General features: G+C 70.7%; 22 protein-coding genes and 1 pseudogene. 10 read left to right on the top strand and 13 right to left on the bottom strand.

Annotated elements, in window-relative coordinates; all coding sequences use genetic code 11:
- Positions 1–64 precede the first annotated feature (64 nt).
- From TN53_RS33895 to TN53_RS33875, 5 genes are all read right to left on the bottom strand, one after another.
- The gene (locus TN53_RS33895; RefSeq protein ID WP_046262613.1) at positions 65–3,181 is read right to left on the bottom strand and encodes an efflux RND transporter permease subunit; all 3,117 of its coding nucleotides are present in this window, start codon (positions 3,179–3,181) and stop codon (positions 65–67) included.
- A 134-nt stretch (positions 3,182–3,315) separates the two neighbouring features.
- The gene (locus tag TN53_RS33890; RefSeq protein WP_046262612.1) at positions 3,316–3,999 is read right to left on the bottom strand and encodes a response regulator; all 684 of its coding nucleotides are present in this window, start codon (positions 3,997–3,999) and stop codon (positions 3,316–3,318) included.
- Between the two features lie 73 nt (positions 4,000–4,072).
- Positions 4,073–5,293, bottom strand: coding sequence for a sensor histidine kinase (locus TN53_RS33885; RefSeq protein ID WP_046262622.1), 1,221 nt, complete (start codon positions 5,291–5,293; stop codon positions 4,073–4,075).
- A gap of 87 nt (positions 5,294–5,380) precedes the next feature.
- A complete protein-coding gene (gene pspAA / locus TN53_RS33880) occupies positions 5,381–5,659 on the bottom strand; it encodes a PspA-associated protein PspAA (RefSeq protein WP_046262611.1) in 279 nt (92 codons plus the stop codon).
- 22 nt (positions 5,660–5,681) lie between these two features.
- Positions 5,682–6,449, bottom strand: coding sequence for a PspA/IM30 family protein (locus TN53_RS33875; protein WP_046262621.1), 768 nt, complete (start codon positions 6,447–6,449; stop codon positions 5,682–5,684).
- 232 nt (positions 6,450–6,681) lie between these two features.
- Between TN53_RS33875 and TN53_RS33870 the strand changes: the two genes are divergently transcribed.
- The 3 genes and pseudogenes from TN53_RS33870 (at position 6,682) to TN53_RS33860 (ending at position 9,259) form a co-directional block, all read left to right on the top strand.
- Positions 6,682–7,359 (top strand): DUF3043 domain-containing protein, encoded by a 678-nt coding sequence (locus tag TN53_RS33870; protein ID WP_095046879.1) that lies wholly within the window; start codon positions 6,682–6,684, stop codon positions 7,357–7,359.
- An 83-nt stretch (positions 7,360–7,442) separates the two neighbouring features.
- The gene (locus TN53_RS33865; RefSeq protein WP_046262609.1) at positions 7,443–8,144 is read left to right on the top strand and encodes a methyltransferase domain-containing protein; all 702 of its coding nucleotides are present in this window, start codon (positions 7,443–7,445) and stop codon (positions 8,142–8,144) included.
- Between the two features lie 62 nt (positions 8,145–8,206).
- Positions 8,207–9,259: pseudogene (locus TN53_RS33860) on the top strand (S1C family serine protease).
- 39 nt (positions 9,260–9,298) lie between these two features.
- Here the strand turns inward: TN53_RS33860 and TN53_RS33855 are convergent.
- Complete coding sequence (locus tag TN53_RS33855; RefSeq protein ID WP_046262608.1) at positions 9,299–9,511, bottom strand: hypothetical protein; 213 nt, start codon at positions 9,509–9,511, stop codon at positions 9,299–9,301.
- A 183-nt stretch (positions 9,512–9,694) separates the two neighbouring features.
- Here TN53_RS33855 and TN53_RS33850 point away from each other — a divergent pair, with 183 nt between their 5' ends.
- Positions 9,695–10,897, top strand: coding sequence for a bifunctional adenosylcobinamide kinase/adenosylcobinamide-phosphate guanylyltransferase (locus TN53_RS33850; protein WP_046262607.1), 1,203 nt, complete (start codon positions 9,695–9,697; stop codon positions 10,895–10,897).
- Here the strand turns inward: TN53_RS33850 and TN53_RS33845 are convergent.
- Positions 10,886–11,398, bottom strand: coding sequence for a methyltransferase domain-containing protein (locus tag TN53_RS33845; RefSeq protein WP_046262606.1), 513 nt, complete (start codon positions 11,396–11,398; stop codon positions 10,886–10,888). The genes TN53_RS33850 and TN53_RS33845 overlap by 12 nt on opposite strands.
- A gap of 137 nt (positions 11,399–11,535) precedes the next feature.
- Between TN53_RS33845 and cobT the strand changes: the two genes are divergently transcribed.
- A complete protein-coding gene (gene cobT, locus TN53_RS33840) occupies positions 11,536–12,636 on the top strand; it encodes a nicotinate-nucleotide--dimethylbenzimidazole phosphoribosyltransferase (RefSeq protein ID WP_046262605.1) in 1,101 nt (366 codons plus the stop codon).
- Positions 12,637–12,793: 157 nt separating this feature from the next.
- Positions 12,794–13,468 (top strand): hypothetical protein, encoded by a 675-nt coding sequence (locus TN53_RS47535; protein WP_046262604.1) that lies wholly within the window; start codon positions 12,794–12,796, stop codon positions 13,466–13,468.
- Positions 13,469–13,775: 307 nt separating this feature from the next.
- Here TN53_RS47535 and TN53_RS33830 read toward each other — a convergent pair whose 3' ends face one another.
- A complete protein-coding gene (locus TN53_RS33830) occupies positions 13,776–14,525 on the bottom strand; it encodes a hypothetical protein (RefSeq protein ID WP_046262603.1) in 750 nt (249 codons plus the stop codon).
- A gap of 153 nt (positions 14,526–14,678) precedes the next feature.
- Between TN53_RS33830 and TN53_RS33825 the strand changes: the two genes are divergently transcribed.
- Positions 14,679–15,473 carry an adenosylcobinamide-GDP ribazoletransferase gene (locus TN53_RS33825; protein WP_046262602.1) on the top strand — a complete coding sequence of 265 codons (795 nt, stop codon included), beginning with the start codon at positions 14,679–14,681 and terminating at the stop codon, positions 15,471–15,473.
- A gap of 94 nt (positions 15,474–15,567) precedes the next feature.
- On the opposite strand, the gene TN53_RS33820 is transcribed toward TN53_RS33825, so the two are convergent.
- The 5 genes from TN53_RS33820 to TN53_RS33800 form a co-directional block, all read right to left on the bottom strand.
- Positions 15,568–16,344 (bottom strand): endo alpha-1,4 polygalactosaminidase, encoded by a 777-nt coding sequence (locus TN53_RS33820; protein ID WP_046262601.1) that lies wholly within the window; start codon positions 16,342–16,344, stop codon positions 15,568–15,570.
- The gene (locus TN53_RS33815) at positions 16,341–16,967 is read right to left on the bottom strand and encodes a spherulation-specific family 4 protein (protein ID WP_046262600.1); all 627 of its coding nucleotides are present in this window, start codon (positions 16,965–16,967) and stop codon (positions 16,341–16,343) included. The genes TN53_RS33820 and TN53_RS33815 overlap by 4 nt, the downstream gene beginning before the upstream one ends.
- The gene (locus TN53_RS33810) at positions 16,964–18,415 is read right to left on the bottom strand and encodes a hypothetical protein (RefSeq protein WP_046262599.1); all 1,452 of its coding nucleotides are present in this window, start codon (positions 18,413–18,415) and stop codon (positions 16,964–16,966) included. Before TN53_RS33810 ends, TN53_RS33815 begins: the two co-directional genes overlap by 4 nt.
- On the bottom strand, positions 18,412–19,932 hold the full coding sequence (pelF, locus tag TN53_RS33805; RefSeq protein WP_046262598.1) for a GT4 family glycosyltransferase PelF: 1,521 nt from the start codon (positions 19,930–19,932) through the stop codon (positions 18,412–18,414). The genes TN53_RS33810 and pelF overlap by 4 nt, the downstream gene beginning before the upstream one ends.
- Before the next feature lie 117 nt (positions 19,933–20,049).
- Positions 20,050–22,077, bottom strand: a complete 2,028-nt coding sequence (locus TN53_RS33800; RefSeq protein ID WP_046262597.1) for a hypothetical protein — start codon at positions 22,075–22,077, stop codon at positions 20,050–20,052.
- 344 nt (positions 22,078–22,421) lie between these two features.
- On the opposite strand from TN53_RS33800, the gene TN53_RS33795 reads away from it, so the two are divergent.
- The 3 genes from TN53_RS33795 to TN53_RS33785 all read left to right on the top strand — a co-directional run.
- Positions 22,422–23,954: a leucyl aminopeptidase gene (locus TN53_RS33795; protein ID WP_046262596.1), complete on the top strand. Its 1,533-nt coding sequence runs from the start codon at positions 22,422–22,424 to the stop codon at positions 23,952–23,954.
- A 363-nt stretch (positions 23,955–24,317) separates the two neighbouring features.
- Complete coding sequence (gene lpdA / locus TN53_RS33790) at positions 24,318–25,706, top strand: dihydrolipoyl dehydrogenase (protein ID WP_046262595.1); 1,389 nt, start codon at positions 24,318–24,320, stop codon at positions 25,704–25,706.
- Between the two features lie 67 nt (positions 25,707–25,773).
- The coding region (locus tag TN53_RS33785) for a biotin/lipoyl-containing protein (RefSeq protein WP_046262594.1) at positions 25,774–26,484 on the top strand (711 nt) is incomplete at its 3' end.

The following is a 26,484-nucleotide window of genomic DNA, read 5'->3' as shown; positions in this document are numbered from 1 at the left end:
AACGCCGAAACGCCGACGGCCGGGCTCCGGACTGTCGTCGTCCAGAACCCGGCCGTCGCGGGCGTCACACGCCCGCGGGTTCCGGCTGGGCCGGTGCCTGAGCCTTCTGGGCCTTCTTCGCCTTCTTGGCCGCCCGCTTCTTCGCGCGGCGCTCCTTGCGGAGCTCCAGCATCGTGTAGAGCGTCGGGACCAGAAGGAGGGTCAACAGCGTCGACGTGATCAGGCCACCGATCACGACCACCGCCAGCGGCTGGGCGATGAAGCCGCCCTCGCCGGTGACCCCGAGGGCCATCGGGAGCAGGGCGAAGATCGTCGCCAGGGCCGTCATCAGGATCGGGCGGAGCCGGTGGCGGCCGCCCTCGATGACGGCGTCCACCGTCGAGTACCCCTGCTTGCGGTACTGGTTGATGAGGTCGATCAGCACGATCGCGTTCGTCACCACGATGCCGATGAGCATCAGCATGCCGATCATCGCGGGGACGCCCATCGGGGTGTCCGTGATGATGAGGAGGCCGATGGCGCCCGTCGCGGCGAACGGGATGGAGACCAGCAGGATCAGCGGCTGGGCCAGCGAACGGAACGTCGCCACCAGCAGCATGAAGACGATCGCGATCGCCGCGAGCATCGCCAGGCCCAGGTTCTTGAACGCGCTGTCCTGGTCCGAGGTGACGCCGCCGATCGAGGCCGTGGCGCCCTCCGGGAGCTTCAGGGCGTCGAGCTCGGCCGTGAGGTCCTGGCTCACGGCGCCCGTGTTGTCGCCCGTCGGCTTGGCGGTGATGGTCGCCGCGCGCTGGCCGTCGATCCTCGTCATCGAGACCGGGCCGTCCGCCAGCTTCACCGTGGCGATGTCACCCAGCTTCACCGGGCCGAGCTTCAGGTTCCTCAGCTCGTCCAGGGTCTGCGCCGGCTTCGCCGACTTGATGACGACGTCGCGCTCGGTGTCGTCCAGGATCGCCTTGGCGGCCGTGGTGCCCCTGACCGCCTCGGCGACGGCCGCACCGAGGGTCTGGTCGTTGTAACCGGCCGCCGCGGCCTTGCTGTTGGCCTTCACCGAGACGCGCGGCACGCTCTGCGCCAGGTCGCTCGTCACGTCGGTGACGTCGTCCAGGCCCGCGACCGTCTTGCGGACCTCCTCCGACGCCTCGCGCAGGACGCCGGCGTCGGCCGCCTTCACGACCACGCTGAGGTCCTGGCCGCCGAAGCCGTCGCCGGCCGCGATGGTCGTCGTACCGATCCCGTCGAGCTTCCTCAGGCCCGCTTCGATGCGGTCCTGCACGTCCTTGTACGAGGCCGAGTCGTCCAGCATCACCTGGTACGAGGCCTGGTTGGTGTCCGTGCCGCCGCCGAAGGCCGCCATGAAGCCGGACGAGCCGACGGTGACCTGGTAGTCCTTGACGCCCTTGGTGCCGTCGAGCAGCCCCTCGACCTTCTTGGCCTGCTCGTCGGTGGCCGCCAGGCTGGTACCGGGCTTCAACTCCTGCTTGACGGTGAGGACTTCCTGCTCGCCCTGGTCGAAGAAGTTGGTCTTCAGCAGTCCGGACATGCCGAACGTGCCGATGAGGATCACCACGGCGATCAGCACGCTGGTCAGGCGCCGGCGGGTCGCGAACCGCAGGACGGGGACGTAGAGGCGCTGGAGCCTGCTCTTCGCCTCCTTCTCCTCCGCCAGGCGGCGGGCTTCCTCGGCGTCGGCCGGGGTGCCCTTGGGGGCGCGCAGGAACCAGTACGACAGGACCGGGACGACCGTCAGGGACACGAGCAGCGATGCCAGCAGGGCGGCCGTGACCGTCAGGCTGAAGGAGCCGAACAGCTCGCCCACCATGCCGCCGACCAGACCGATCGGCAGGAAGACGGCGACCGTGGTGAGGGTGGAGGAGGTGACCGCTCCGGCCACCTCGCGGACGGCGTTCAGGATCGCGGGCTCGCGCTCCTCGCCGTAGCCGAGGTGCCGCTTGATGTTCTCCAGGACCACGATGGAGTCGTCGACGACCCGGCCGATGGCGATGGTCAGCGCGCCCAGCGTCAGCATGTTGAGCGAGAGGTCGCGGGTCCAGAGCACGATCAGGGCGAGGACCACCGACAGCGGGATGGACACCGCCGTGACCAGGGTCGAGCGGACCGACGCCAGGAAGACCAGGATGACGAGGACCGCGAAGAGCAGGCCGAGCGCGCCCTCGGTGGTCAGGCCGTCGATGGCCTTCGCGACCGCGGGGCCCTGGTCGCTGACGACGGTGACCGTCGCGTCCGAGCCGAGATCCCCCCGCATGTCGGCGAGCTTGTCCTCGACCGCGTCGGAGATGGCGACCGCGCTGCCGTCCTGGTCCATCGTCACCATGACCGCGAGGCTGGGCCTGCCGTCGGTGCGGGTGAGGGAGTCGGCCGCGGCCTGCTCCTGCTCGACCGTGGCCACGTCACCGAGGCGGACCGGCTTCTTTCCGGCCTGGCCGGTGACCATCAGGCCCTGGATCTGCTCGACCGAGGTGAAGCCGCCGCCGACCTGGACGGTGCGGTTGGCGCCGTCCTCGTCGAAGGAGCCGGCCGGGACGGTCGCGCCGCCCGCCTGCAGGGCCTGGGCGAGGGCGACCGAGGTGAGGCCCGCCTTGGTGAGCTTCGTGTCGTCCGGGGTGACGGTGACCTGGAGGTCGCGGACGCCGTCGACGGTGACCTGACCGACGCCGTCGATGGCCTTCAGGTCCGGCACGACGGTCCGGTCGAGCTGGTCGGCCAGGGCCTGCTGGTCCTTGTCGGAGGTGACCGCGAGGACAACGGTCGGCATGTCGTCCGTGGAGCCGGCGACGACCTGCGGGTCGACGTCGTCCGGCAGCTGGGCGCGGGCCCGGTTGACGGCCTGCTGGACGTCGGCGACGAGCTGCTTGGTGCCGCTGCCGTAGTCGAAGGACGCCATGATGATGGCGTTGCCCTCACTGGCCGTGGAGGTGACTCCCTCGATGCCGTCCACCGCTTCGAGGCTGTCCTCGATGGGCTCGACGACCTGCTTCTCGACGACATCCGGTGAGGCGCCCTGGTAGGGGGCGAGCACGGACACCATCGGCAGTTCGATGGAGGGCAGCAGCTGCTGCTTGAGCTGGGGTATCGCGATCGCCCCGAAGGCGAGCACGATGATCGACATCAGGCCTGTGAGGGCCCGTTGCGCGAGGCTGAATCTCGACAGCCAGGACATGGGTCGGGGGTCTCGATTCTGTGAGCGGCAGAAGTGGCCCCTACACCCTGTGCCCTCCGGGGACGGTGATCCGTAGCTCCCAGGTCCATTTCCTTATGCGGCGCATACTCCGGCCGCAGTACGGCGGGTGGAGCTCACTCCACCCTCGGACGTACCAGCCCGGACTCGTACGCGATCACCACGAGCTGTGCCCGGTCCCGCGCGCCCAGCTTGGCCATGGCCCGGTTGACGTGCGTCTTCACGGTGAGGGGGCTGACTTCGAGGCGCTCGGCGATCTCGTCGTTGGAGTGTCCACCGGCTACCTGGACGAGGACCTCGCGCTCGCGGACGGTGAGCGCGTCGAGGCGGGCGGCGCGGGCGGGGTCGTGGGCGTCGTCCGCCGCGTCGCCCTGGGCGAGGAAGCGGGCGATCAGGCCCTTGGTGGCGGCCGGGGAGAGCAGGGCCTCGCCGCCCGCCGCGATCCGGATGGCGCTGAGCAGTTCGTCGGGTTCGCTGCCCTTGCCGAGGAAGCCTGAGGCGCCGGCCCGCAGCGACTGCACGACGTAGTCGTCGACCTCGAAGGTCGTCAGGATGACCACCCGGACCTGGGCGAGGGACGGGTCCTCGCTGATCATGCGGGTGGCGGCGAGGCCGTCGGTGCCGGGCATCCGGATGTCCATCAGCACGACGTCGGCCCGCTCCTCCTTGGCGAGGCGCACCGCCTGTGCCCCGTCGGACGCCTCGCCGACGACCTCCATGTCGGGCTCGGAGTCGACGAGCACGCGGAAGGCGCTGCGCAGCAGTGCCTGGTCGTCGGCGAGCAGGACGCGGATGGTCATTCGGGGTCCTCTGCGGCAGGGGGCTCGGTGCTGCGACAACTTCCGCGGGGTGCTCCGGAGTTCCGCGAGTCGGTCATACGGCGTCGTCGGCGGCGCGGCTGCGGGTCTTGACCGGCAGGATCGCATGGACGCGGAACCCGCCGCCGTAGCGGGGACCGGTGGTGAGGGTGCCGCGCAGGGCGGTGACCCGCTCGCGCATGCCGAGGAGGCCGTGGCCACCGCCGTCGGCCGGCTCGTCGTCCTCCCCGGCGCCGTTGTCGAGGACGGTGATCTCGATGTTGGGCCCTACGCGGACGACGCTGACCTCGGCCTTCGCCTCCGTACCGGCGTGCTTCTGGACGTTGGTGAGGGCTTCCTGGATGACCCGGTAGGCGGCCAGGTCGACGGCGGCGGGGAGTTTGGTGTCGCCGTCGGCTCGGGCCACCTCGACATGCTGGCCGGCGCTGCGGAAGGTGCCGACGAGTTCGTCGAGGCGGTCCAGGCCGGGAGCGGGCTCGGTCGGTGCCTCGGGGTCGCCGGACTGTCTGAGCAGGCCGACGGTGGCCCGGAGTTCGTTGAGTGCCGAGCGGCTGGCCTCTCGTACATGGGCCAGAGCCTCCTTGGCCTGGTCGGGGCGCTTGTCCATGACGTGTGCGGCGACGCCCGCCTGCACGTTGACCAGGGCGATGTGGTGGGCGACGACGTCGTGCAGATCGCGGGCGATCCGCAGGCGTTCCTCCGCGACGCGGCGGCGGGCCTCCTCCTCGCGGGTGCGTTCCGCCTTCTCGGCGCGGTCCCGGATGGCCTGCACGAAGGCGCGGCGGCTGCGGACGGCGTCGCCGGCGGTGGCGCCGATGCCGGTCCAGGCGAAGATGCCGAGGTTTTCCTGGGCGTACCACGGGAGTGGGCCGCCGAGCATGGAGGCGGCGGTGAGGACGGTCATGGTGAGCAGGCCGACCCGCCAGGTGGTGGGGCGGTCGGTGGCGGAGGCGACGGTGAACAGGGCGATCACCGCGGACATGGCGACGGGGGCGCGGGGATCACCCGTGACGCACTCGGCGATCGAGAAGCTGCCCGTGAGGGCCAGCACCGTCATCGGGGCGCGGCGGCGGAAGACGAGGGCCGCGGCGCTGAGGCCGATGAGGACCAGGCTGAGCAGGTCCGGGGTGCGGAAGCCCCAGGTGACGCCGTCCGGGCCGTGCGGGTCCACGAACGAGCCGGCCACCATGCAGCCGAGGACGCCGGCCGCGAGTACGGCGTCCAGCGCCATGGGGTGCGCCTTCAGCTGGTGCCGGACGCGCTCGAGGGTGCTCACGTCTGCCAACGGTACGGGTGCCCTGCGGGGCTTGGAACGGGGGTCAGCTGTAGGTTCCTGTGTTCTTGGCCGGCGTTGCGCGTGCCCTCAACCGGGAATCAGCCCGTCGTCGCTGAGCAGGTCCCGGACCTCCTGGAGGGTGGCGCCCGGGGACGGGAGGATGAGGTCCGAGGGTTCCAGGGCGTCGTCCGGCAGCGGTTCGCCCAGTTCTCGGACCTTGGACAGCAGAGCCTCGAAGGTGCGGCGGAAGCCGGGACCGTCGCCGTTCTCCATCTCGGCCAGCAGTTCGTCGTCCAGTTTGTTCAGCTCGGCGAGGTGGCTGTCGGCCAGTCTCACCTGCCCCTCCCCCATGATCCTGACGATCATGTCGCCCTCCTAAGGCGTGGGCCTACTGCTTGTCGAAGCGCGGGGTGTCCTGCGGCTGCTGCTGGGACTGCGGTTGACCGGTGCCGCCCTCGATCGCCTGCTGGGACGACGACCCTCCGGCGAGCTCGGCCTTCATGCGCTGCAGTTCCAGCTCTACATCCGTACCACCGGAGAGCCGGTCCAGCTCGGCCTGGATGTCGTCCTTGTGCATGCCGGACTGGTCGTCGAGGGCGCCGGAGGCCAGCAACTCGTCGATCGCGCCGGCCCGCGCCTGGAGCTGCGCCGTCTTGTCCTCGGCACGCTGGATCGCCATGCCGACGTCGCCCATCTCCTCGGAGATGCCGGAGAAGGCCTCGCCGATGCGGGTCTGCGCCTGGGCCGCGGTGTACGTCGCCTTGATCGTCTCCTTCTTCGTACGGAAGGCGTCGACCTTGGCCTGGAGCCGCTGGGCCGCCAGGGTGAGCTTCTCCTCCTCGCCCTGGAGCGTGGAGTGCTGTGTCTCGAGGTCCGTCACCTGCTGCTGGAGGGCGGCACGGCGGGAGAGCGCCTCGCGGGCCAGGTCCTCACGGCCCAGCGCGAGCGCCTTGCGGCCCTGGTCCTCCAGCTTGGACGACTGTGACTGCAGCTGGTTGAGCTGAAGCTCCAGGCGCTTGCGGGACGTGGCGACGTCCGCCACGCCTCGGCGCACCTTCTGGAGCAGCTCCAGCTGTTTCTGGTAGGAGTAATCGAGGGTTTCGCGCGGGTCCTCGGCCCGGTCAAGGGCCTTGTTCGCCTTCGCGCGGAAGATCATCCCCATACGCTTCATGACACCGCTCATGGGCTTCGCGCGCCCCCTTCTGACCGAGTCCAGCTTCAGCTCTGCGACAGAACCCACAGTACGGGCCCTGCATCCATTGACGCACTGTTCGGGGACGGATGCGCTCCTCCCCAAGGACGACTGACCAAGGCCTTGCTCCGGCGTAAGGAGTAGGTGACCTTCAGGGTGAGCAGTCGGCCACCGGACGTCCCCTCTGTCCCCCTACATGACGACTGGTGTTGCCGGATCGTTCCCCACCGGGCTGGGGTCCAACCCCGGGCACCCCTTACCCTTGGGTTTTGTGTTCCGTAGCCGTTCCACCAAGGACGAGAAAGCCACCCCCGCCGACAAGGCGCAGGTGACCGACTCCAGTCAGATCCGCCACCCCGAGGCGAAGAAGGGCCGCCCCACTCCCAAGCGGAGCGAGGCCCAGTCGCAGCGTCGCAGCGTGGCCAATACGTCGATGACGCGCAAGGACGCCTCCAAGCGCCAGCGCGACGAGCGTCGTGCGCAGCTGGAGAAGCAGCGCCAGGCGCTGGCCGGGGGCGACGAGCGGTACCTACCGGCCCGCGACAAGGGCCCGGTCCGCAAGTTCGCTCGCGACTTCATCGACTCGCGGTTCAACGTGGCGGAGTTCTTCCTGCCGATGGCCGTGATCATCCTCGTGCTGAGCATGGTGCAGGTGGGCGCGTTGCAGAGCATCGCGCTGCTGCTGTGGCTCGTCGTGATCGTGCTGATCGTGCTCGACTCGATCCTCACGGGCATCCGTCTGAAGAAGCGGCTCGCCGAGCGCTTCCCGGACCAGTCCAAGAAGGGCGCGGTCGCCTACGCCCTCATGCGTTCGCTCCAGATGCGTCGGCTCCGGCTGCCAAAGCCGCAGGTCAAGCGCGGAGAGCGGCCCTGAGCACTACGCCGTTCACCGGGGGCGCGGCGGATGCCTGGCTGAGCAGGCTGGGCGGGTTGCGGGATGTCGTACGACAGGAGCTGGTGGCCCGGCAGCTCGACGAGCAGATAGCCGGGCGCTTCCCGGTGGGGCAGCGGCTGCGTGTGCTCGACGTCGGGATGGGCCAGGGCACCCAGGCGCTGCGTCTGGCCCGGGCCGGGCATCAGGTGACCGGGCTCGAACAGGACGCCACGATGGTCGCGGCGGCCCGGGAGTCCCTGTGCGCCGAGCCCGAGGGCATCCGGGAGCGGATGCGGATCATCGAGGGGGACGGCCGGGACACCGGGGTCCACTTCCTGCCGGGCAGTTTCGACGTCGTGCTGTGCCACGGCGTACTCATGTACGTCGAGGAGCCGGATCCCCTGCTGGCGGGGCTGGCGCGGATGCTCGCACCGGGCGGGCTGCTGTCGCTGCTCGTGCGGAACGCGGACGCGCTGGCGATGCGGCCGGGTCTGTCGGGCGACTGGGCCGGCGCGCTCGAGGCCTTCGACACCGTGTCGTACACCAACCGGCTCGGGCTCGATGTCCGGGCGGACCGGCTGGAGACGCTGACCGCGACGCTGGCCGGGATCGCGGCACCGCTGCACGCCTGGTTCGGGGTGCGGGTGTTCACGGACACGGCGGCGGACGGGGCGGAGATCCCGGACGACGTGGAGACGCTGCTGGCCGCCGAGGAGCGGGCCGGGCGGACGGATCCGTACCGTCGGGTCGCGGCGCTGCTGCACCTGTGCGGAGTGCGGGGCTGAGGGTGCGCTCGTTCGGGTGAGCAGTACAAGCCGGATATTCACCCGGTGGAGAGACTCGGGGCATGGACGCCACCCGCACCCGTGCCCTCCGCCTCGTCGTGCCCGTCGCCGCGCTCGCGTGTTCCCTCGCGCTCGTCTGCGGATGTTCCGACTCCGGCTCCTCCGGGAAGACCCAGGAGCCGACCACGCAGGCCGCCGCTCCCGCCGCGGACAGCGATCTCCAGGCCGGCAGTGACCTGGGTCCGGGGTCGTCTTGACAACAAGGGGCACATCGTCACCAACGCCCATGTCGTCGGGGACGAGAAGACCTTCCAGGTGACGACCGCCAACAGCGAGGCGGTGCTGACCGCGAAACTCGCCCACGCCTACCCGGACCAGGACCTCGCCGTCATCAAGCTGGACAAGGTGCCGGACGGACTGAAGGCGGCCATCTTCGGGGACTCCTCGAAGGTCGAGGTCGGGCAGATCGTGCTGGTGATGGGCTCACCGCTCGGGCTGTCGTCCAGCGCCACGCAGGGCATTGTCTCGGCGACCGGACGGACCGTCACCGAGGGACGGACGGAATGGGGGTTCCCCCCGCTCGAGCGAAGCCGAGAGTGGGGGGAGGTACGGGGGCGACGATCGCCAACATGGTGCAGACGTCCGCGGCCATCAACCCGGGCAACAGCGGCGGCGCCCTCGCCAATCTCGACGGGCAGGTCATCGGCATCCCGACGCTCGCGGCGACCGACCCCGGCATGGGTGACAGCGCGGCGCCGGGCATCGGGTTCGCGATCCCCGCGTCGACGGTGAAGACGGTCGCCGACCAGATCATCAAGGACGGCAAGGTCACCGGCTCGGGCCGGGCCGCGCTCAACATCACCGGCCCTACGGTCGTGGACGACAGCTACCGGGCCGCGGGGGTCGCGGTCGTCGAGGTGGAGAGCGGCAGGGCCGCCGACAAGGCCGGCATCGAGGCCGGGGACGTCATCACCAAGCTCGGTGACACCGGTATCTCGACGATCACGTCCCTGTCCGAGGCGCTGGCCGCGGACTCGCCGGGTGACAAGGCGACGGTGACGTACACGCGGGACGGGGCCGAGAAGACGGCGGATGTGACGCTGGGCGCGCAGTGAGAAGGGGCGGCCGGGAATCGGCCGCCCCGTTCCTCGGGCTTACGCCTCTTCGGCGTGCAGGCTCATCGGGCCGTAGATCTTCGTACTGTCCTCGAACAGGTGCACCTGGTCCGCGCCGCCCTCCGCGAGGTCCTTCCAGTACTCACCGACCCAGGATTCGGCATCCCCCTGCGTGGTGAACTCCTCGGGTTGCACCGCGGGCTGAACCTCCGTCCCGTCGGCCTTCTCGAATCGCCACGTCCATGCCGCCATACAGGCCTCCCTCTGTGAACACGGTGCCCTGAGCCTATGCGCTCAGCTGGGAGGTTGTCCGTCGTCTGCGGGCCGGTGGGGACTGGTCGCGCCCCGCGGCGGAGCCGCATATGTACACAGCCCCGCGCCCCTTGACGGCATCCAGCGCGCGCAAGATCAGCAGTGACCGGCGAAAATCGTGCCGTGGAACTGACTCTCCTTGGCACCGGCGCTCCCTCAGGCCTTCCCCGACCCGACTGTCCCTGCGCCGCCTGCGCGACCGCGCTCGGCTCCGACGCCCGGGCCGCCACCGCGCTGCTCGTCGACGGGGCGTTGCTGCTGGATCTCACGCCCGGCGCGGTGTTCGCGGCGGCTCGGGCGGGGCAATCGTTGGGACAGGTGCGGCAGGTGTTGCTGTCGCATCCGCACGACGGGCCGGCCGTGGAGGTGCCGGCGGGGCTGCCGCAGCCGGGGCGGGTGCCGGACGGGCGGGAGTTGGCGCTGCTGACGGGGCATCGGGTGCGGGCGGTGGCGATGGACGCGCCCGGGACCGGGTACGCGGTGACCGGCCCTGACGGGCAGCGGCTGCTCTATCTGCCGCCCCGGGGCGCTCCGGCCGGGCTGGAGGAGAACGGCGGCGACAGCTACGACATGGTTCTCGCCGATGTGGTGGGGCGGCCGGACGCGCTCGCCAAGCTGCGCGCGGTCGGTGCGATGGGACCGGCCACCGATGTCATCGCCGTCCATCTCGACCACGACGTGCCGCCCGGCGCGGAGTTGCGGCGACGGCTCGCGGCGGCGGGCGCGCGGGCCGTGCCCGACGGGACGACGCTGGCCGTCGGCGTCTACGAGGACGTCCCGGACGTGCCCCGGCGGACGCTGGTGCTGGGCGGGGCACGGTCCGGGAAGTCGGTGGAGGCGGAGCGGCGGTTGGAGGCGTTCCCGGATGTCCTGTACGTCGCCACCGGCGGCACGCGCAACGGGGACGGCGAGTGGGCCACGCGCGTGGCCACGCACCGCGAGCGGCGGCCCGGGTCCTGGCGTACGGCCGAGACCTGCGACCTCGTGCCGCTCCTCACCGACGACGGGCCTGCGCTGCTGATCGACTGTCTGTCGCTGTGGCTGACGGACGCGATGGACTCCGTCGGGGCGTGGGACGACGCGGAGTGGGCCGACGGCGGGGAGCGGGCGCTGCGGGAGCGGGTGCGGGAGCTGACGGACGCGGTGCGGGCGACTCGGCGGACCGTCGTCGCCGTGTCGAACGAGGTGGGATCGGGGATCGTGCCGGCCACGGCCTCCGGGCGGCGCTACCGGGACGAACTCGGGCGGCTCAACGCGGCGTTCGCCGGTGAGTGCGAGCACGTGGTGCTGGTGGTGGCGGGGCAGGCTCTGCCACTACGAGGGTGAGGGCTCCCGGCGCGCGATCACCCGGGTCGTCCTCGACAGACGGTCGAGGACGGGGTGACGGTTCGTCGGGAGGACCGTGCAGTTCTGGGCTTCGAGTTCCGTGCGCAGGACGTCGGCGGCTCCCGCGGTCTCCATCAGGACATGGCCGCCCGGCCGGAGGAACGCCAGGGCGGCGGCGAGGTCCTCGACGGGGTTCAGGACGCTGACCACGTCGTAACGGCCGGTGAGGGCCTTGGTCAGGTGCGGGTCCGCCGGACTGCCGATGTACGCCTCCTCCACCCTCTCCGCCTCGCGGGCCCCGAGTACGGCCGTAGTGGTGTCGAGGCCGTCGAAGGACGTGTAGGGGAACAGCGCCTTGGCCACGGCCGGGAAGCGGGCGTCGCCCGTGCCGACGTCCAGCCAGCTTTCGGGCTCCGGGTCCAGTCTCAGCATCGCGCGGGCCGTCGAGCGGTACCGCCGTCTTTGGTCGAGGTCGCTGACACGGGTGCGCAGGCGTTTCATGGGGGCTCCCTGAGACATACGACATTCCACTGCAAAACGGAACGTATGGGATCTCGATCTTGGGAGCAACGACGTCGGGTGCGCGTGGTGGCCATGTGGCGCCGTCCTGTTCGATCGGTGCCGGTACTGTTCGGCGAATGAGCTCGCTTAATCTCGACGACTTCACCGATCTGATCGAGCGCCCCGACGGCGGGGTACGCCGCGACGCCGAGGCGCGCCGGGAACGTCAGATCGTGCCGCCCGGGTCGCTGGGCCGCCTGGACGACCTGGGTGAGTGGCTGTCGGCGGCACAGTCCGCCGTTCCGGTACGGCCGATCGAACAGCCGCGGGTGGTTCTCTTCGCCGGTGACCACGGCATCGCCGAGCTCGGCGTCTCGGCCCGACCGGCGGGCAGCGCCGGGGAGTTGGTGCGTGAGGTCCTGGAGGGCGGGCGGCCGGTGTCCGTGCTCGCACGGCGGCTCGGGGTACCGGTGCGAGTCGTCGACCTGGCGCTGGACTGCGATCCGGAGTCGCTGCCCGGCGAGGTCGTACGGCATCGGGTGCGGCGCGGCAGCGGTCGTATCGACGTCGAGGACGCGCTGACCCTGGAGGAGGCGGAGGCCGCGTTCCGGGCCGGGGTCGCCGTGGCCGACGAGGAGGCCGACTCCGGTACGGATCTGGTGGTGCTCGGCGATGTGAGCGTCGGCGGGACGACGGCGGCGGGTGTGCTGGTGGCCGCGTTGTGCGGGACCGACGCGTCCGTGGTGACCGGGCGCGGCGGGCTGGCCATCGACGACCTCGCCTGGATGCGCAAGTGCGCGGCGATCCGCGATGCGCTGCGGCGGGCCCGACCGGTGCTCGGGGATCAGCTGCAGCTGCTGGCGACGGTGGGCGGCGCCGATCTCGCGGCGATCACCGGGTTTCTGCTGCAGAGTGCGGTGCGCAAGCTGCCGGTCGTGCTCGACGGGGTCGTGGTCGCCGCCTGTGCGCTGGTCGGGCAGCGGATCGCCTTCCGGGCGCCGGACTGGTGGCTGGCCGCGCACAACAGCGGGGAGCCGGGGCAGGCGAAGGCGCTGGACCGGATGGCGCTGGAGCCGCTACTGGAGCACGGGGTGACGGTCGGGGAGGGTGCCGGCGGGCTGCTGGCCCTGCCGTTGGTGCAGGCCGCGGCGGCGCTGGCCGCGGAGCTGCCGGAGAAGCCGTCCCTCGCCGAGGAGGGCGTCGAGAAGGGCGTCGACGAGCCGGACAAGGAGGAGTAGGTCCGGCCGAACGAACACGGGCACCCATATGATCAGGAATCATGGGACATGCCCGATTCCTCGCCCGATACCGGGAGATCCAGGTCACTCGGGCGCCGGTCAACTGCTCGACCTCCGGATCGGTCTTCAACGGTGGACACCACCTGGAGACGCGCCGATGACGAGGATCGCCCGCTGGGCCCGCACCGAATGGGGGCTGCTGTACATCGCGGTGCGCGGGCCACTGGTCCGGCGGCGGTGGCGGGCGGTGCCGATGGCGATCGGGGCGGTGTGTCTGACGGCGGTGCTGCAGTTCGTGCAGAACCGGTCGTGGGGCTATCAGTTCGTGCAGAACGTCGGGGCCGTACGGGCGGAGGATCCGCTGTGGCCGGCCCTCCTGCGGACGCCCTTGTCGTTGTTCGTACCCGCGCTGGACCTGCCCGTGTGGGGCGCGCTGACGCAGCTCCTGATCGTGTTCGGCATCGCGGAGACCTGCCTGGGCCGGTGGCGCACGCTGGTCATCGCCTACGCCGCCACCCTCGCCGGCACGCTCTACGCACGCCTCGGCATCTGGCTGGGCCCCGACAGCCCGCTCGGCCTCCCGGGCACGGACTCCCAGGTCGTCGACACCGGCCCCTCGGCGGCCGTGGTGGGCCTCGCGGTGTTCCTGGCCTGGCGCTATCGCGCGTACGTCACCGGGGGTGTGGTGATCGCGGCGATGGTGGTCGAGGTGCTGCTGAAGGACAACCTCGCCGGCAAGGAACATCTGGCGGCGATCGCGGCGGTGCTGTCCCTGTGCGGGATCTCGGAGCTACGCCACCGGCGGCGCACGGAGCGGATGGCGATGCGGTGACCGGGCACACGCCGGGCGTCGCTCGGCCGGCGCCCACGTCGGTGAGCGGGACGCGGGGACGTCGCCCGGCAGACGGCCGTGTCGGTGAGCGGGCGCGTGGGGTCGTCGCCCCGGTGATGTCCGTGCCGGTGGATGGGGCACGTCAGGTGTCGGTCCGCGCGCGACCCGCCACGGCAGGGCCTGCGGACCGGGCTTGCCGCCGATCAGGTCCAACAGTCTGCGGCGCGGAACCGGGCAGACAGGAGTGTCGGTGGCCGGGTGCGCGGGACGGGGCTCTTCAGGTCAGCTGTCCCTCGCGGGCGCTTTGTCACGGCAGGGCCTGTGGATCGGGTTTGCCGCCGATCAGGTCCTCCAGTCTGCGGCGCGGGCTCGCCCAGCGGCGGTCGTGGTGGTAGGCGCGCAGGGTGGCCTTGGCGCGGGCGCGGGGGCGGCGGCGGTAGAAGCGGCGGGCCCAGGGTGAGCCCGGGCGAGCCAGGCGGACGAAGCCGATCAGGCCGACGAGCGGGACGATGACGCTGAAGATCGCCATACGGGCCTTGCCCTTGCTCAGGACGGCCAGGGCGAACAGGAAGTTGACCACCACGGTCGAGATCACGTTGGCCCGGCCCTGGAGCTCGTCCTGGCTCAGGTCGTTGACACCGAACGGCGAGAATCCCGACAGCACCAGTCCCACCAGGGCGGCGGTCAGCACGACCACCTCCACGCTCTTGCGGCCCTCCTCCGTCCAGTAGACGTCGTCGAGGTGCAGGATCAGCGCGAACTCGTCCAGCACGAGACCCGCGCCGACACCGAAGATCACCGCACACGCGGCCGCCCCGAACCCGTGCCGGCCACTGCCCACCGCACCGAAGCCGCCGACCACCGTCAGGACGACCCCGGGCACCACATGGTGGATGTGCACCCCGCCGGAGCTGACGTTCCCGAAGGGACCCTTGCCCGCGCGGATGAGCCGGGTGATGACCCGGGTGACCAGGAAGGTGACGACGAAGGAGGTGAGGGCGAGCAGCAGCGGCAGTTTGCCCGGCTCGATGATGTTCCGCTGGAGCCAATGTCCCATAAGCGAACTTTAGTCATATATGGCTTGCGGTATCGGTATCAGTCACCTCTGTCGACCCGTTTTCCTGCCGGGGGTCCGGGGGTTGTCCCCCGGGAGAACACAGCATCCAGGGTGGGCCGTGGCGACTTCCTGACCGCCGGATAACCTCCTCCGGTGTCTGCGTCCTCTTCGACTCCCTGGCCCGACGGCCTCCGCTTCGCCTTCGGCACCCTGACCGTGCTCCCGGTCAAGGTGACCCGCTGGGACCGTGACGCCGCGCGCGGAGGCATGCTGTGCGCTCCGCTGGCGGGGGTGGTCGTGGGTGCGGTGGCCGCCGCGCTGGGTCTGCTGTTGCTGGCCCTGGGTTCGGGACCGCTGCTCGCCGCGGTCGGCTCCGCCGCGGTGCCCGCCGCTCTCACACGGGGGCTCCACCTCGACGGGCTCGCCGACACCGCGGACGGGCTCGGCAGCGGTAAGCCTGCCGAGGACGCGCTGCGGATCATGAAGCAGTCCGACATCGGGCCGTTCGGGGTCATCACCCTCGTCTTCGTGCTGCTCGCGCAGGTGGCGGCGTTGGCGCAGGCGTACGGCGAGTCGTGGGCGCGGGGTGTCGTGGCCGCGGTCGTGTCGGCCACGGCGGCCCGGCTGGCGCTGACGCTGGCCGCTCGCCGCGGGGTACCGGCTGCGCGGCCCGAGGGGCTGGGGGCTGCGGTCGCGGGAGTGGTGCCGGTACGGGGTGCGGTGATCGTCGCCGTTGCCGTGACGTCGGCGGCAGCCTGCGCGGGAGCGTTCCTCGGGCCGTACGACATCGCCCGTACGGTGCTCGCGGTCGTCGTCGCCGCCGGGGTTGCCGAACTCCTGCTCCGGCACTGCACGCGGCGCTTCGGCGGGGTGACCGGGGATGTCTTCGGAGGGCTCGCGGAGACTGCGGCCACGACCGCGCTCGTGGTGCTTTCGCTGGGTGGCTGAGTGCGGGTCCGCTGTGGCTGGTCGCGTCCACGTGGCGGTAGCCGCAGATTCAATACAGCCCCGCGCCCCTGGGTGGGGTGCCTTCAGGCCTGTTTCAACATGCCCGGCGCCAGACCCCCAGCTCGTACTTCTTCAGCATCGAACTCAGCTTCAGCTTCCGTGACTCGGCGCAGAACCTGCTCGTCGGCAGTTCGTACTCCACGTGGAAGACCGCCTTCTTCGCCTCGATGAACGGCGTGTTGGCCTCGCACTCGTCGTACTGTGCGCACTGTTCGTTGACCGCGAAGTCGAAGTCGTCGACCAGTTCGGGGATTTGGTCCAGGTCGTTCTTCAAGCCCACCGACATGCCCCGGTCGTGGGCGAGTTTCGCGATGAGGCGGTTGTAGCGGAGCTGGTCGGCGGCCTTCAGAGGGAAGCCGGTGCGGTTCTTGTAGCCGTCCATGTTGTCGGGCTCCACCGCGTCGAAGCCCTTCTCACGGCACATGTCCATGCGGTCCGCCATCAACGGCTCCAGGACGTCCGTCTCGCGGATGTCGAGCCAGTTCTCGCCGTCCCAGCCGTTGCCGCGGCCGATGACCGACTTGGGGAACTTCTGCGCGTCGGGGCGCCAGTTCTCCCAGGCGCCGGTGGAGAGATAGCAGATCACCTTGCGGCCCTCGCGGTGCAGCGCGGTGACGGTGGCCTTGGGCTGGTCGAAGCCGTCGATGTCGTAGACCGGGACGTCGACGGAGGTGTCGACCGTCCGGCCGCTGAGCTGCCACTGCCAGTCGAGGCCGGGGGCGGGCTGCCAGCGGGGGCCGGGTTTCGCGTCCGGGGTCGTCGTGCAGGCGGCCAGCAGAAGCAGGGGGACCAGCCAGAAAACGCGTCTCACCGAGCGGGCTCCAGAGTGTGGGGCAACGTACCCCAGGGATGATCTCCCACCCCGGGGACCGCGCAGTACAGGTCCGCCCCCTCCGTCGCCGGATCGACGCCGTCCGGGACGCCGTACACCAGGTGGCACAGCCGTATGTCCGTGCCGCCGCGCCAGGGTTGCGGGGGCTGTCGGCGGTACGTCGACCAGGTGCCCTCGAAGGTGACGAGGACGTCGGCGATGCGGGCGTAGGAGGGGTGTGGTGTGGTGCCGTGGTTCAGGACGAGGGTGCCTCGGACGGCGGTGGCGAGCCGCCGGTAGTACGCGAACTCCTCCGGGCCCGAGGTGACCTGGTCCAGGAAGGTGCCGTCCGCGCCGTACCAGTCGTGGTGGCGTGTGAGGTCGCGGACCACGTCGGCGGGCGCTCTGCGGGCGTAGTCCGTGTCGGCGTAGCCCAACACCCGTGTGCCTGCGGCCCGCAGCCTCGCGGCGACCTCGGCGAAGGCCTCGTCGGGGGCGTCGCCGGGGCCGCTGGCCGGGTTGAGGACGACACCGTAGAGGCGGGGTGCGGCCGTGATGATCGCCTCCCATTCGGCGGGGCGGACGGACGGGTGCTCGTAGTACGGGATCAGGAGAGTGCTCATCGGTAGGCCGTCGCTCTCCCCAACAGGGCGCAGACGAGGGCGGCCTGGGCCACGGCCGCCGTGCCGTGGACGGCCAGGCCGACCCAGTACGGGTCGCCTGTGTGGGTCAGCAGCGCGAGCGTCTGGGTCAGAGCCGCTGCGCAGCAGACCGTCGTCGCGCTGAGGATCGCGCCGAAGGACTGGAGCAGCAGTCCGGTCCAGAGGACCACGCCCAGCACGAGCAGGCCTGGCGACAGGGCGGACATGGCGAGGCCCAGGGCCAGGAGGGTGACCAGGTAGATGGCCAGGCACTCGATCAGCGTGGTGGCTGTCGTACGCCAGAAGGCTCTTGCGGTGCCGGTGTTGCGCAGACCGGCGAGGCTGCCGCTGCGGAAGCGGTGGAGGAGCCATTCGGCGGGGCCCATGCTGAGGGTGAGGGCGACGGCGGCGACGGCGTCGCCTGCGGCCGCATACAGCACCAGGACTCCGCTGCCCAGACCGAACAGGGCGTAGGGGAGAGAGGAAAAGAGTTGGGGACCCATTGTCGTTTGTCGGCTGCGGGTTCGCTGTGGCCGGTCGCGCCCACGCCGCGGTAGCCGCAATTTCCATACGGCCCCGCGCCCCTGAGGTTCGCTGTCCCTGGGCGCGACTTCAACCAGCCCCAGAGTCACCACAGCCGCCAGGGAGCCCAGCAGCAGGGCCATTCTCGCCGCCGTCGGCACGGTGTGCACCAAGGCCAGTGCCGCGCCGGCCGACATCGGCAACAGGGCGTACAGCAGCGTACGTTCACGGCCCAGGACCAGCAGGACTGTCGATGCGCCCAGGTACAGGGACTGGCCGGCGGCGAAGACCACCCCCGTCATATCGCCCGCGCCCGCGACCAGGAGGGCGACCAGGGCGCCCAGCACCACGCCCACCGGCGCCCCCAGCAGCAGGCTGCGTTTCGCCGCCGCGCGGTCTCCCAGGCCCAGCCAGGAGTACGCCCGGTGCGCGAGGCCCTGGTTCCAGGTCCAGCCGACCAGGGCGCCGGCGAGGAGGGGGACCGTGCCTGCCGGGAGGCCGAGGTCTCTGGGGCCGGCCATCAGCGGGGCGCCCAGTACATAGCCGAAGCCGGGGAGGGCGAAGACGACGCCCCGCAGAAGGCAGCCCAACAGGCCTACCTGCCACGGATCGTGGACCGGGCCCTCCGGTTCGGGATAGCGGCGCTCGACGCGTTCGTAGAGCTCCTCGGCGAGGGCGAAGGAGTTCTTCAGGCCGTACCGCTCGCGTATCTGGTCGTCGGACATGCCGTCGGACTCCAGGAGCGCGGCTATCTCGTCGGGGTGGACGGCCGCGGCGACGAACTCGTCGAGGCGCTCGGCGAGTTCGTCGAGGGGATCGGGCTGGGCCCAGCTGGGGGTGCGCTGCCTGGGGATGCTGGGCAGGGTGTCCGGGCGGGCACCCGGGGGCAGCCAGACGGATCCGCTCACCAGCCGGCCCCGTCCGTCGCGACCGCGGCGTACCAGGGGTCGCGCAGTTCGAGGGTCCAGTCGGCGACGGTCTCGAGCGTGGGCTCGTACACCTCGGGCATACCGGCGAGCTCCTGGTAGATCGTCCGGAAATTGTCCACGGAGCGGCGCAGTGTGAAGCGGTCGATCACTCTCTGCCGTGACAACTCGCCCAGTTTCAGCCGTCGTTCGTCGTCCCTGAGCAGGGTCAGGGCCGCTGCCGCCAGCTTCTCCGGCTCACGCGGGGGCACCACCAGACCCGTGTCGCCGACCGCCTCGCTCACTCCCCCGACGTCCGTCGACACCGTCGTACGGCCGCAGGACATCGCCTCGATGATGGAGAACGGGAAGCCCTCGGAGATGGAGGAGAGCATGACCACGTGACCGGCCGCGTAGGCCCGCCAGACCTCGCTGATACGGCCCTCGAAGGTGAGGCCGTCGGTGACGCCGAGTTCGGCGGCGAGCTTCTCCAGCCGGGTCTTGTACTCCTCGCCGCCGGGCGGGACCGGGCCGAAGAGTCTGAGCCTGGTCTCCGGCATCTCGGCGCGGACCATGGCGTAGGAGCGGATCAGGGTCTCCAGGTCCTTGATGGGGTCGACGCGGCCGCACCAGGTGAGGGTCGGGACCTCAGGTTCGGGTCCCGCGTGCGGGAAGGCGGCGGGGTCGACGCCGTTGTAGACCGTGCGGATCTTGTCGGCCTCGGCGCCGCCGCGCTCCTCCCAGCGGCGGTTGTACTGGTTGCAGGGGGTGATGAGGTCGGCGGCCCGGTAGCCAAGGGAGTTGAGCTCGCGGTAGAAGCCGAGCATGAACGCCTTCACGGGCCAGCGCTGGGCGTCCGAGCGGTAGCCGAGGTAGCGCTCGCGCAGGTAGATGCCGTGCTCGGTGAGGAGGAACGGTACGCCGTCCAGCTGGTGGGCGGCGAGGGCGGGCAGGGTGGCCAGGCCGCTGCTCACCGCGTGTGCCACCGAGTCCTCGGGGATGCGGACGCCCAGGGGGCGCAGGGCGTGTTCCAGCAGGTCCGTCGCGGTGAGTGCGTCGTGGACCGTGGGGCGGGCCTCGGCCGTCGCCAGGTGCGGCATCGTCCATATCCACATCAGCGAGCGCAGCGCCGACTCCGTGCGCAGTGCGGCCGACAGGCGTCCGTCGCGGGCGAGTTCGGCCAGCTCGTACAGGGCCTCGCCGAAGTCGCAGGGGGCCTCGGGGTCGAGGAAGGAGAGCAGGAAACGCTCGTAGGAGTCGACGAAACGGCGCCGCGCCCTGCCGTACGGGGCGTGTTTGCGGCCGGGGCGTGGGCCCCAGGTCGGCACCGAGGTGTGGCGGTAGACGTTGGGCGGCAGCTCCCAGGTCACGGGTTCGCGGCCGCTTCCGGTGAGCGAGAGGATGTGGAAGTCGACCTCCGGCATGCCCTTGACGAGCTGGTCGCACCAGGTGCTGACGCCGCCGTGGACGTGTGGATAGGTGCCTTCGGTGAGCATGGTGACGTGACGGCCCGTGCGCATCGCCGCGCGGTTCCCCCCTGTTGTGCGGATGTTGTGCGGGGAACTGCGGACCGGACCCCGGCTGCGGGCTCGTTGTGGCTGGTCGCGCAGTTCCCCGCGCCCCTGAGGGCGATCCCCCTAAGGCAGCTTCAGCGTCAACGCGGACTGCAGTGCCGCCGGCGTGGTCCAGGCCGAGCGCCTCCCCGCGTACGCCGTGCCGAAGGTGGTCGTGCCGATCAGGAGCTGCTGCCTTGTTCCCTCCGGGGCCGTCACCGGGATCTGGGTCCCGTTCGGGGCCGTGATCGTGACCGTCGTGCCGACCCGGTACGCCGTGACCTTGCCGGAGGCGATCGCGGCCTGCCAGGTGGCGCGGCGCTGGAGTTCGGTGCCGATGGCGGCCTGGGCGAGGTTCTGGACCGGGGTGTTGTCGGCGAAGAGCGCCCGGTAGTCCGCGAGGACCTTGTTCATGACCGGGTAGAGGGTCCGGTCCTCGGCCAGGTTGGACTGGTGGGCGTAGTGCGGGCGCGGGTCGTTGCTGATGGCGTGTCCGAGGGCGGTGCGGGCCTCCTGGGGGACGATGTACGACGTGTAGCCCGTGGCCGGGTCGAGCGGCTCGGCCAGGCAGGTGGAGGACGGGTTGTTCTCGCAGATGCCGCTGCCGCCGTCGGCCGCCGAGGCGTAGATCCAGTTGTACTCGTCGACCATCTCGGCGTTCGTACCCACGTTGTAGTACACGTTCATCGGGTAGCGGGGCACGGTCAGGGCGCCGCTGCCGACCGAACGCTGGTCGGGTTCACGGGAGTTGTCGGAGGCGGTCCACTTGATGCCGTTGTCGGCGAGGGCGCCGGCGAGGTTGGGGTTGTCGTTCGGCTGCTGCGGCAGTGTCTTCAGGCCCGAGTGCTCGCCGGTGACCAGCTCGGCGCGGGTCAGCGGAAGGCCCTTGGTGACACCCCAGTTGTAGTTGTCGCGGATCTCCGCGGAGATGTCGGCCCGGCTCATGTACTGGGTCGTGCCGCTGGTGTTCTTCGCGCAGCTCCACGGCACCGTGGAGGTGTCCTGGACGCAGCCGAGGAACTTGTGCGTGTACGTGTGGTTGATCCAGCGGTACTTGGCCTTGTCGGCGAGCAGCTGGGTGGCGAAGGCGTCCGTGCCGCCGTTCTCGGTCTTCCACTCCTCGCCGGAACCGGCGTTGTAGACCATGTCGAGCGTGAAGCCCTGCTCCTGCTGCCACTGGGCGGCGCGGACCGCGTCGGCGGCGGTCATCCGGATCGGTGTGGTTCCCGTGCCGTCACCGCCCGCGCAGTCGGAGTCGCCGGGGGTGCAGTTGTGTTCGGTGTCCCAGCGGCTGTCGGGGGCGAAGACGTCGTCGACGTGCACGGCGAAGTAGTTGCGCGCCTGTCCCAGGTGCACCCCTTGGGTCAGCCACTCGACGATGCCGCGGGCGAGTACCCGGAACTGCTGCTGGTACTGGTTGTACGCGAAGGTCACGACGAGTTCGCGGCGCCCGTCGTGGACGTACTCGCCGACGAGGCTGCCGCGGCCCGAGCCGCCGGGCACGGCGGTGTCGACATAGCTGGTGAAGCCCGCCCCGGGGGTGGCCACATAGCCGTAACTCTCCATCACCGACGGGGAGTTGTCCTCGAAGGTGAGGGCGCCGTCGAGGTATCCGAAGTACCCCGACCTGCCGGCGGCCGTGATACCCGCGGCCTGTCCGTCCAGCGAGCCGGAGTAGCTGCTGTACTCCAGGCCGACGCCCGGGTGCGCCCAGGTGTAGGCGTCGACCTGCGGGATGCCGTACGTCTTCTCGTAGGTCTCCAGCGCGGTCTGTTCGGGCGAACCGGCGCCGAACGGGGCCTCGTTGGGCAGGACGACACCCTGATACCTGGCCCGGGGCGTGCCGTTGACCGTGTCGCTGAGGAACGCGGCCGTGATGGCGGGGCGGTTCGCGTCGTTCAGGTCGACGGTGGTGTACGGGATGCCCGTGCTCTTCAGCTGGGCGGTGATGGCCTGGACCGGGCTGTCGCCGTTGTCCACGACCAGTACTTTGAGATCGATGCGCGGCGTCCCCGCGGCCGCCGCACCTGGTGCTCCGAGCCCCAACGCCAGTAGCCCGGCGGCGGTCAGGGCAGCGGCGGCGCCTCTCCATCTGTGCGCACTCTGCGCCATTGTGTGTGTCCTCCCCCAGAAGATCCCCTTGTGGTAAATCCAAGGATGATCAGTGGAAATCATGCAAAGCGGCGAGCCATGCGCTCACCGGAACACGAGGAGTGTGACTGAGGTCACCGGGAGTAAGGATTGAGAAGTGGCCATGACGCCACTCACAGGTGAACGCCCGTAGGAATGAGCGAACCAGCCGTACGCGCGTAGGCTCGTTCCGGGTGTTCATCGACGGGGTGAAGGCCCCGGTCGATGCCGCCCCCGGACGCGGTTCTAGGGTCGGCTGTCGGGCCCGGTCGACCCACCCACACTCGGCCAACTGAACTTCACATCGGAAGCGAGATTTCACCACCGTGACTGCTCTCACTCTCAGCACCGCCGCGGCGCCCGGCCTGCGGGCCGACGCGATCGTGATCGGTGTCGCCAAGGGCACTGCGTCCAAGGCCGGGCGCCTTGTCGTCGCCCCGGGCGCCGAAGCTGTGGACAAGGCCTACGACGGCAGCCTCGCCGGTGTCCTGGAGACCCTCGGTGCCTCCGGCGCCGAGGGCGAGGTGACGAAGCTGCCGGCGCCGTCCGGCTTCAAGACCCCCCTCGTGGTGGCGGTGGGGCTCGGCCCGGAGCCCGAGAAGGACTCCTCCTTCGACTCCGAGGTGCTCCGCCGGGCCGCCGGCGCCGCCGCCCGTTTGCTGACCGGCTCCAAGAAGGCCGCCTTCGCGCTGCCGCTGACGGACGCCGCCGACGCCGGCGCGATCGCCGAGGGCGCCCTCCTCGGCGCGTACTCCTTCGACGCGTACAAGGAGAACGCCAAGGACCCGAAGAACGGCAAGGCGCCCCTCGCCGAGGTCGCCCTCCTCGGCGGCAAGCCGCGCGACAAGGCGTACAAGGCGGCCGTGGAGCGTGCCCTCGCGGTCACCGAGGAGCTCAACCGGGCCCGTGACCTCGTCAACACCCCGCCGAACGACCTGTACCCGGAGGCCTTCGCGGCCGTCGCGCAGGCCGCGGCCAAGGAGCACGGCATCAAGGTGCAGGTGCTCGACGAGAAGGCACTGCTCAAGGGTGGCTACGGCGGCATCCTGGGCGTCGGCGGCGGTTCGGCGGCGGCGCCCCGGCTGGTGAAGCTGTCGTACACCTCCGCCAAGGCGAAGAAGCACCTCGCGCTCGTCGGCAAGGGCATCACGTACGACTCGGGCGGCATCTCGCTGAAGCCGGCCGGTCACAACGAGACGATGAAGTGCGACATGAGCGGGGCGGCCGCGGTCTTCGCCGCCATCGTCGCCGTCGCGCGGCTCGGTCTGGAAGTGAACGTCACCGCGTGGCTGGCGCTCGCCGAGAACATGCCGTCGGGTTCGGCCGTGCGGCCGGGTGACGTGCTGCGGATGTACAGCGGCAAGACGGTCGAGGTGCTCAACACCGACGCGGAGGGCCGGCTGGTCCTCGCCGACGCCCTGTGGGCCGCCTCCGCTGAGAAGCCGGACGCGATCGTCGACGTGGCGACGCTGACCGGCGCGATGATGCTGGCGCTGGGCAACCGGACGTTCGGGATCATGGCGAACGACGACGCGTTCCGCTCCGCGGTGTACGAGGCCGCGGCCGAGGTGGGTGAGCCTTCCTGGCCGATGCCGCTGCCGGAGCACCTCCGTAAGGGGATGGACTCCCCCACGGCCGATCTCGCGAACATGGGTGAGCGGATGGGTGGCGGGCTCGTCGCGGGGCTCTTCCTGCGGGAGTTCGTGGGCGAGGGCATCACGTGGGCGCACCTGGACATCGCGGGTCCCGCGTTCAACGAGGGTGGGCCGTTCGGGTACACGCCCAAGGGCGGCACGGGTACCGCTGTGCGGACGCTGGTGCGGCTGGCGGAGCTGACTGCCGCGGGCGACCTGGGGTGACCTTCGCCTGAGAGCTCGATCGCTGAGGGGCGTGGGCGAGTGCGGACCGGTCGTGGCCGGTCGCGCAGTTCCCCGCGCCCCTAGGTGGGCCGGTGTCCCGTAGGCCCGGCGGAGCCGCATGTCGACACTGCCCCGCGGCCCCTGGATGTCTCACGGCGACCCCTGTCTCACAGTGAGGTCCTCACATGTGAGCGTGTGGTGTCTCACACCCCGGCCCGGCGTCTCGTTCTCCTCCGACAAGTGCGAAGATGGCACTCGGCAGGACAGGGCCCCCACACAGGGCCGAAGAAAGAGCGGCCGGACACCAGCCGCCGCGCGGTCACAGGAGACCGGCGTACGGCGCACATGCATGGAGGACGTGACGTGGCGAACGACGCCAGCACCGTTTTCGACCTAGTGATCCTCGGCGGTGGTAGTGGCGGTTACGCCGCGGCCCTGCGCGGGGCGCAGCTGGGGCTTGACGTCGCCCTGATCGAGAAGGGCAAGGTCGGCGGTACCTGCCTGCACAACGGCTGCATCCCCACCAAGGCTCTGCTGCACGCCGGAGAGATCGCCGACCAGGCCCGCGAGGCCGGTCAGTTCGGCGTGAAGGCCACCTTCGAGGGCATCGACATCGCGGCCGTCCACAAGTACAAGGACGGCGTCGTCTCGGGCCTGTACAAGGGTCTGCAGGGTCTCATCGCGTCCCGCAAGGTGACGTACATCGAGGGTGAGGGCCGACTGTCCTCCCCCACCTCCGTCGACGTGAACGGCCAGCGCATCCAGGGTCGCCACGTGCTCCTGGCGACCGGCTCCGTGCCGAAGTCGCTGCCGGGCCTGGAGATCGACGGCAACCGCATCATCTCCTCCGACCACGCGCTGGTCCTGGACCGCGTCCCGCAGTCCGCGATCGTGCTCGGCGGCGGCGTCATCGGCGTCGAGTTCGCCTCCGCGTGGAAGTCCTTCGGCACCGACGTCACGGTGATCGAGGGCCTCAAGCACCTCGTCCCGGTCGAGGACGAGAACTCCTCCAAGCTTCTTGAGCGCGCGTTCCGCAAGCGCGGCATCAAGTTCAACCTGGGCACCTTCTTCTCGAAGGCCGAGTACACCGCCAACGGCGTCAAGGTCACCCTCGCCGACGGCAAGGAGTTCGAGGCCGAGCTCCTGCTCGTCGCCGTCGGCCGTGGCCCGGTCTCCGCCGGTCTCGGTTACGAGGAGCAGGGCGTCGCGATGGACCGCGGCTATGTCCTGGTCGACGAGTACATGCGGACGAACGTCCCCACCATCTCCGCCGTCGGCGACCTGGTCCCGACCCTCCAGCTCGCGCACGTCGGCTTCGCCGAGGGCATCCTGGTGGCGGAGCGTCTGGCCGGTCTCAAGGCCGTCCCGATCGACTACGACGGTGTCCCCCGCGTGACCTACTGCCACCCGGAGGTCGCCTCCGTCGGTATCACCGAGGCCAAGGCCAAGGAGATCTACGGTGCGGACAAGGTCGTCGCTCTGAAGTACAACCTGGCGGGCAACGGCAAGAGCAAGATCCTCCAGACCGCGGGCGAGATCAAGCTCGTCCAGGTCAAGGACGGTGCCGTGGTCGGCGTCCACATGGTCGGCGACCGCATGGGCGAGCAGGTCGGCGAAGCCCAGCTGATCTACAACTGGGAGGCGCTGCCGGCCGAGGTCGCCCAGCTCATCCACGCCCACCCGACGCAGAACGAGGCGCTCGGCGAGGCCCACCTGGCACTGGCCGGCAAGCCGCTGCACGCTCACGACTGACCCTCGGTCGACGAAGCGACTTCGCGACGACACAGACTTCCGCAATTCGTAAGGAGCAACCGAAACCATGGCGGTTTCCGTAACCCTTCCGGCGCTCGGCGAGAGCGTCACCGAGGGCACTGTCACCCGCTGGCTGAAGGCCGAGGGTGAGCGAGTAGAGGCCGACGAGCCGCTGCTCGAGGTGTCGACCGACAAGGTCGACACCGAGATCCCCTCCCCCGCCGCCGGCATCCTGGCCTCCATCAAGGTCGCCGAGGACGAGACGGTCGAGGTCGGCGCCGAGCTGGCCGTCATCGACGACGGCTCGGGCGCGCCCGCTGCCGCCCCGGCCCCCGCCGCCGAGCCCGCGCCCGAGCCCGCCGCGGCTCCGGAGCCGGCCGCCGCGGCCCCCTCCACCGAGCAGGCCGCTCCGGCGCCCGCTCCCACCGCCGAGGCCGCCACCGGCGCCGGCTCCGCCGAGGGCACGGACGTCGTCCTGCCCGCGCTCGGCGAGTCCGTCACCGAGGGCACCGTCACCCGCTGGCTGAAGTCGGTCGGCGACTCCGTCGAGGCCGACGAGCCGCTGCTCGAGGTCTCCACGGACAAGGTCGACACCGAGATCCCGGCGCCCACCTCGGGTGTGCTGCTGGAGATCACGGTCGCCGAGGACGAGACCGCTGAGGTCGGCGCCAAGCTGGCCGTCATCGGTGCCCCGGGTGCGGCCCCGGCCGCTGCCCCGGCTCCCGCCGCTCCGGCCCCGGCCGCCGCTGCTCCGGCTCCGGCCGCCCCGGCCGCCCCC

Source organism: Streptomyces sp. WM6386 (assembly GCF_000972385.1).
GTDB lineage: Bacteria > Actinomycetota > Actinomycetes > Streptomycetales > Streptomycetaceae > Streptomyces.
The sequence above is the reverse complement of the archived record's forward strand: the minus strand, read 5'-3'. Positions and strand labels throughout refer to the sequence as shown.

Coding starts and splice junctions, on each gene's coding strand:
- TN53_RS33875 (WP_046262621.1), bottom strand. CDS start 6,449: ATGATCTTCCGCGCGAAGGCGAACAAGGCCCTTGACCGGGCCGAGGAC.
- TN53_RS33830 (WP_046262603.1), bottom strand. CDS start 14,525: ATGGGACATTGGCTCCAGCGGAACATCATCGAGCCGGGCAAACTGCCG.
- TN53_RS33895 (WP_046262613.1), bottom strand. CDS start 3,181: ATGTCCTGGCTGTCGAGATTCAGCCTCGCGCAACGGGCCCTCACAGGC.
- TN53_RS33855 (WP_046262608.1), bottom strand. CDS start 9,511: ATGGCGGCATGGACGTGGCGATTCGAGAAGGCCGACGGGACGGAGGTT.
- TN53_RS33870 (WP_095046879.1), top strand. CDS start 6,682: ATGACGACTGGTGTTGCCGGATCGTTCCCCACCGGGCTGGGGTCCAAC.
- TN53_RS33845 (WP_046262606.1), bottom strand. CDS start 11,398: ATGAAACGCCTGCGCACCCGTGTCAGCGACCTCGACCAAAGACGGCGG.
- TN53_RS33890 (WP_046262612.1), bottom strand. CDS start 3,999: ATGACCATCCGCGTCCTGCTCGCCGACGACCAGGCACTGCTGCGCAGC.
- TN53_RS33815 (WP_046262600.1), bottom strand. CDS start 16,967: ATGAGCACTCTCCTGATCCCGTACTACGAGCACCCGTCCGTCCGCCCC.
- pspAA (WP_046262611.1), bottom strand. CDS start 5,659: ATGATCGTCAGGATCATGGGGGAGGGGCAGGTGAGACTGGCCGACAGC.
- TN53_RS33800 (WP_046262597.1), bottom strand. CDS start 22,077: ATGGCGCAGAGTGCGCACAGATGGAGAGGCGCCGCCGCTGCCCTGACC.
- TN53_RS47535 (WP_046262604.1), top strand. CDS start 12,794: ATGACGAGGATCGCCCGCTGGGCCCGCACCGAATGGGGGCTGCTGTAC.
- pelF (WP_046262598.1), bottom strand. CDS start 19,932: ATGCGCACGGGCCGTCACGTCACCATGCTCACCGAAGGCACCTATCCA.
- cobT (WP_046262605.1), top strand. CDS start 11,536: ATGAGCTCGCTTAATCTCGACGACTTCACCGATCTGATCGAGCGCCCC.